The sequence below is a fragment of the Actinoplanes sp. NPDC051633 genome, assembly GCF_040681735.1.
Lineage (GTDB): Bacteria > Actinomycetota > Actinomycetes > Mycobacteriales > Micromonosporaceae > Actinoplanes.
In genome coordinates, this window is record NZ_JBFAZH010000609.1 from 1 (window position 1) to 4,813 (window position 4,813).

The following is a 4,813-nucleotide window of genomic DNA, read 5'->3' on the forward strand; positions in this document are numbered from 1 at the left end:
CCGCGCCGATGGGCGGGCGCACCGATCGCCAGGACGGGTGGGGCGACGGCATGATCAACGAAGAGGACCGCGGCTCCGCCTGAGCCGCCAGGCTAAGTTAACGGAGTGCAACGCTTACCTCTCGCCGAGATCCGCGATCGGACCTGCAAGCCGCGAGACGCCTGGTGGACCGTGCTGCTGGTCGATCCCTTGGCACTGCGACTGGTCCGGCTCGTGTACCCGTACCGGTGGATCACCCCGAACCTGCTGTCGCTGTTCGCCTTCGTGCTCGGCCTCGGCTCGGTCGCCTGCTTCGCGACGGGGAACCGCTGGTGGCTGATCGTGGGCGCGGTGCTGTTCCACCTGAGCTTCGTGGTCGACTGCATGGACGGCAAGATCGCGCGGCTGAACGGCACCGGCACCATCTTCGGCGTCTGGTTCGACTTCATCTTCGACCGCGTGCGGGTGCTGCTGTGCGCGGTCGCGTTGACGGGCGGGCAGTACGCGCGTACCGGTGAGATCAAGTACCTGTGGCTGGCCGCCGCGGTGATCGGGCTCGACCTGTTCCGCTACCTCAACGGCTCGCAGATGGGGAAGATCAAGTCCTCGATGCGGTCGCGGCTCGCGACGGCTCGCGGCATCGTCGAGGAGCCCGCGGCCGTGGACGACGAGGGTGAGACCGAGTCGGAGCAGCGGCCCGCCGCGCCGCCGCCCGCCGAGGGCGACAGGGGCGTGTATCTCAGGTTCCGCAACTGGCTGCTGCGCAGCCGGATCCGCACCCATCTGTTCAGCGGCATCGAGTACGAGATGACGGTCTTCATCATCGGCCCGCTGATCGCCGCCCTGGTCACCGACGGCGTCTTCTGGACGTCGGTGGCGGCCTGCGCGCTGCTGCTGGCCTTCGAGGCGCTGCTCGTGGCCCGTCTCTACCAGCTGACGCGCCGGTTCCCGGCCCAGCTGGCGAAGGCGGAGCGGGAGAAGGCGGACCGGGAGACGGCGGGCGGGGTCACACCGTTGCCGACTCAAGTGTGACGATCAGGCGGGCGCCGCGCGGGTCGGCCGGTTCGTAGCGGACCGACCCGCCGTTGGCCTCCACCAGGTGCCGCACGATGAACAGGCCCAGGCCGGCGCCGCGCATGAACCGGTCGAACAGATGCGGGCGCAGCTCGTCCGGGATGCCCGGCCCGCGGTCGGCGACGGTCAGCACCACCGACTCGGCCTTGCGGTCGGCCCGGATCTCCACCGGCGCCTCCCCGTACGCGATCGCGTTGCTCAGCAGGTTCTGCACGACGGCCTGCAGGTGACCCCGGTCGGCGAGCGCCGAGACGTCCTCGCCGACCTCGATCGTCACCGCCCCGTCGGCCGCGGCCCGGCCATCCGCAGCGCCGTCGCCGCCCTTGACCGGCGCGGAGGCGAAGCCGGCCACCACCGACTCCACCACCTCGAGCACCTGCACCGGTGTCCGGCGGGCGGTGACCGCGCCGGTGTCCAGCCGGAACAGCAGCTGCAGGTCGTTCATCATCTTGATCAGCCGCTGGGTGTTCCGGTCGATCTTGGTGGCCAGCTCCCGCCGGATGTCGTCCGGCAGGTCCGCCCAGTCCGCGGCGAGCAGCTCGGCCAGGCTGGCGATCGAGCTGATCGGCTGGGCCACGTCGTGGGTCAGCATCGAGGTCAGGTCGTTCTTGAAGGCGAGCGCCGCCTCCAGCCGGGTGTTCGCCTCTCGGAGCTGCTCGTTGCCACGCAGCAGCTCGTCGGCGTGTGCGCGGGTGGCCTCCTCGGCACGCTTGCGGTCGGCGATGTCGACATAGGTGGCCACGTACGCCCGGGCGGAACCGTCCGCCGCCGGCACCGCGGCCATGGTGGCCAGCACCGGCACCTCGCCACCGTCGCGGTGCCGCACCGACCAGTCCCCGGTGCCGGCCGGCGGCAGCGACTCGGGCCGCGACCCCAGCGCATCCTCCGGAGGGTGCCCGGTCAGCTCGTGCCAGCGCCGGTTCACGTCGATCACCCGGTGGTTGGCGTCGAGCACCATGACCGCTTCGTTCATCGACTGCAGCAGCGTCGTCGCGAACTCCTGCCGCCGGCCCAGCTCGTCGACCAGCTCGCGCTGCTGCCGGTCGGCCACCTCCAGCGACCGGATCAGGTACGCCAACATCGCGAGGACGGCGAGCGCGGCGAGGATCGCCCCGGTGCTGATCGCGGCCACCGGACGACTGATCCCGGTCCGCACGGCGAGCGCGCTGACCGAGGCGGCGAGCACCGGGACGGCGATCAGCGCCGGCAGCCAGCGGCGGATCAGGGTGCCCGGCCCGGCCGCCGCCGCGGTCTTCAGCGGGCCCGCCTCGGGGCGGGCCAGCACCGCACCGGCGGCGAGGGTGAGCAGGGCGCCGGCCAGATACGGCGACATCAGCCCGCCGGGGCCGCGGCCGTCCGGGAAGGTCGGGGCGAACATCCGGGGCACGAGGGCGACCAGCGCGATGACGGCGGCGCCGGCGAGCATCGGGTCGGCGACCGAGAAGCGCATCCCCCCGGCGCGACGGGCCGGGAGACGCAGGTCGAGGGTGGCCACCGCGGCCGCGGCCAGCACCATGGCCACCCCGGCGGCCGGATGCGCACGCAGCGACAGGCTGCCCACCACACCGGCGACGATCGCCAGCAGGTGGCCGGTGATGCGGACGGACAGCGGGCGGTCGGGGAGGACGGCCAGCACGAGCGCGAGCCCGGCGGGCAGCAGGGCCGGCGCCGGGCTCGGGTCGGTGACGGACATGGGCAGGCCGATCGCGCCGTAGAGTGCCGTCGCGACCCCGGCGCACCCGGCGGCGAGCCGGGACAGCCTGCTCACTTCGTGCGCTCTCGGCACCGCCGTCCCCTCTAAGTCGGGGCGATTCGCCCCAATAGTGAGGTAGCGATCATATCGCGGCAGATGCCCAGGTGAAGCCCTTCTCCACTCGAGCGGTGGTCGCCAGGGGAGCCAGCCCGGCGCCGTGCTTGTTCGCGTGGTGCCCGCAGAACGCCAGGGTGCCACTGGGCAGCGTGACCTCGAGCTTGGCGGCGGCGCCGCAGCTGTCGCAACGCTCGGTCAACTCGTCGACGGTCACGATCTCGGCAGTGCTCAGCAGCGTGGACATCATCGTTCTCCTAGTCGTTGCGGGCGCTGTCGCCGGGTAGTTCGGCCTTTCGTGGCATCGACTTAGTCTTCGCAGGCCGGTCGACACGGGTGCAACCCAGGCGCAACCCGGACAGTCCCGAGGCGGCTCCGCCCCCCTCACAACATTGCCCTGAAGCTGACTCCGGCATGCGCACCGAAGAGGTGATGTGCGTCCCGGAGCCGACAGAGGGGGACCCGCATGACTCGCAACCACGGCCGGCGCCGCGCCGCCCGCTTCGTGCTGACCGCCGGTGCAGCCGCCGCAGCCGCCGTCACCGGAATCACCGGTTCGGCCGCCGCCGGCGCGCCCGCCGCGCTGCCCACCGGCACGATCCTGGCCGCCGACACCGCCGCGGCGATCGCGAACAGCTACATCGTCACCTTCCAGGCCGGCACCCGCGCCGCCGACGTGCCGGCCGTCGCCGAGCGCCTGGTCGCCAAGTACGGCGGCCGCGTCGAGGAGAGCTACACCTCGGCGCTGACCGGCTTCCACGCCACGATGACCCGCACTCAGGCCCGGCGTCTGGCGGCGCACCCGGCGGTGCGGTCGGTCGAGCAGGACGCCGAGGTGACCGGTGACGGCGTGCAGAACAACCCCACCTGGGGACTGGACCGGATCGACCAGGCCGCGCTGCCGCTGTCGAAGTCGTACACCTTCCGGCCGGCGGCCGACGTGACCGCGTACGTGCTGGACACCGGCATCCGCATCACGAACAAGGACTTCGGCGGGCGGGCCCGCGACGGGTACGACGCCATCGACAACGACAACAAGGCCCAGGACTGCAACGGTCACGGGACGCACGTCGCCGGCACGATCGGCGGTGCCACCCACGGCGTCGCCAAGGACGTCGAGCTGGTCGGCGTGCGGGTGCTCGACTGCCAGGGCAGCGGGTCGTATTCGGCGATCATCAAGGGCATCGACTGGGTCACCAGGAACGCGCAGAAGCCGGCCGTCGCCAACATGAGCCTCGGTGGCACCACCAGCGCCACCCTCAACGACGCGGTCAAGAGGTCGATCGCCTCCGGCATCACGTACGCGGTCGCGGCCGGCAACGACAACAAGGACGCGTGCAAGCAGTCCCCGGCCAGCCTGCCGGACGCGATCACGGTGGCCGCGACGGACAGCACGGACAAGCGGGCGAGCTTCTCCAACTTCGGCACGTGCGTGGACATCTTCGCGCCCGGTGTGAAGATCCTGAGCACCTCCTCGAAGTCCGACACCGGCACCACGACGATGAGCGGCACCTCGATGGCGAGCCCGCACGTGGCCGGCGCCGCCGCGCTGGTGCTCGCCGCCAACCCGGCCTTCACCCCCAAGCAGGTGCGGGACGCGATGGTGGGCAACGCTTCGACCAAGGTGCAGGACAAGGCGGGCAGCCCGGCCAAACTGCTGAACACAGCGTGGCTCAACGGATAGCGTGAATTTCGCCAACCCGGCCTCTCATCGGCGTTCCGCTGTACCGGAATGTCGGCGCATACGAGGTCAAAGAGGACAAGGAGAGGCTCATGTCGGAGGTTTCTGACCGTCCGACGGTGCTCGTCGTCGACGACGAAGAGGATCTGCGGGACATCATGCGGCGCATGCTCGAGCGCCGTGGGTTCGACACCCTGGTCGCGCCCGACTCGGAGTCGGCGATCGAGACGTGCCGGGAGCACGAGGGCCAGATCGACGTGCTGGTCACGGAT

Annotated in this window: 5 protein-coding genes; 3 read left to right on the top strand and 2 right to left on the bottom strand. The window is 71.3% G+C overall.

What is annotated here, in order from left to right; genetic code table 11:
• Positions 1–105 precede the first annotated feature (105 nt).
• Entirely contained in the window at positions 106–1,011 is a 906-nt protein-coding gene (locus AB0M20_RS27825) for a CDP-alcohol phosphatidyltransferase family protein (RefSeq protein WP_364303109.1), read from the top strand.
• Here AB0M20_RS27825 and AB0M20_RS27830 read toward each other — a convergent pair.
• On the bottom strand, positions 986–2,821 hold the full coding sequence (locus AB0M20_RS27830; RefSeq protein ID WP_364303111.1) for a PAS domain-containing sensor histidine kinase: 1,836 nt from the start codon (positions 2,819–2,821) through the stop codon (positions 986–988). The genes AB0M20_RS27825 and AB0M20_RS27830 overlap by 26 nt on opposite strands.
• A 67-nt stretch (positions 2,822–2,888) precedes the next feature.
• Complete coding sequence (locus AB0M20_RS27835) at positions 2,889–3,107, bottom strand: hypothetical protein (RefSeq protein ID WP_364303113.1); 219 nt, start codon at positions 3,105–3,107, stop codon at positions 2,889–2,891.
• A gap of 219 nt (positions 3,108–3,326) precedes the next feature.
• Between AB0M20_RS27835 and AB0M20_RS27840 the strand changes: the two genes are divergently transcribed.
• Positions 3,327–4,544: a S8 family peptidase gene (locus AB0M20_RS27840; RefSeq protein WP_364303115.1), complete on the top strand. Its 1,218-nt coding sequence runs from the start codon at positions 3,327–3,329 to the stop codon at positions 4,542–4,544.
• Between the two features lie 89 nt (positions 4,545–4,633).
• Positions 4,634–4,813, top strand: a 180-nt coding sequence (locus tag AB0M20_RS27845; protein WP_364303118.1) for a response regulator, incomplete at its 3' end; no start/stop codon positions are given.

What these genes read in the sequence shown, in the direction of transcription:
- AB0M20_RS27835 (WP_364303113.1), bottom strand. Translation starts at nt 3,107, where the DNA reads ATGTCCACGCTGCTGAGCACTGCCGAGATCGTGACCGTCGACGAGTTG.
- AB0M20_RS27840 (WP_364303115.1), top strand. Translation starts at nt 3,327, where the DNA reads ATGACTCGCAACCACGGCCGGCGCCGCGCCGCCCGCTTCGTGCTGACC.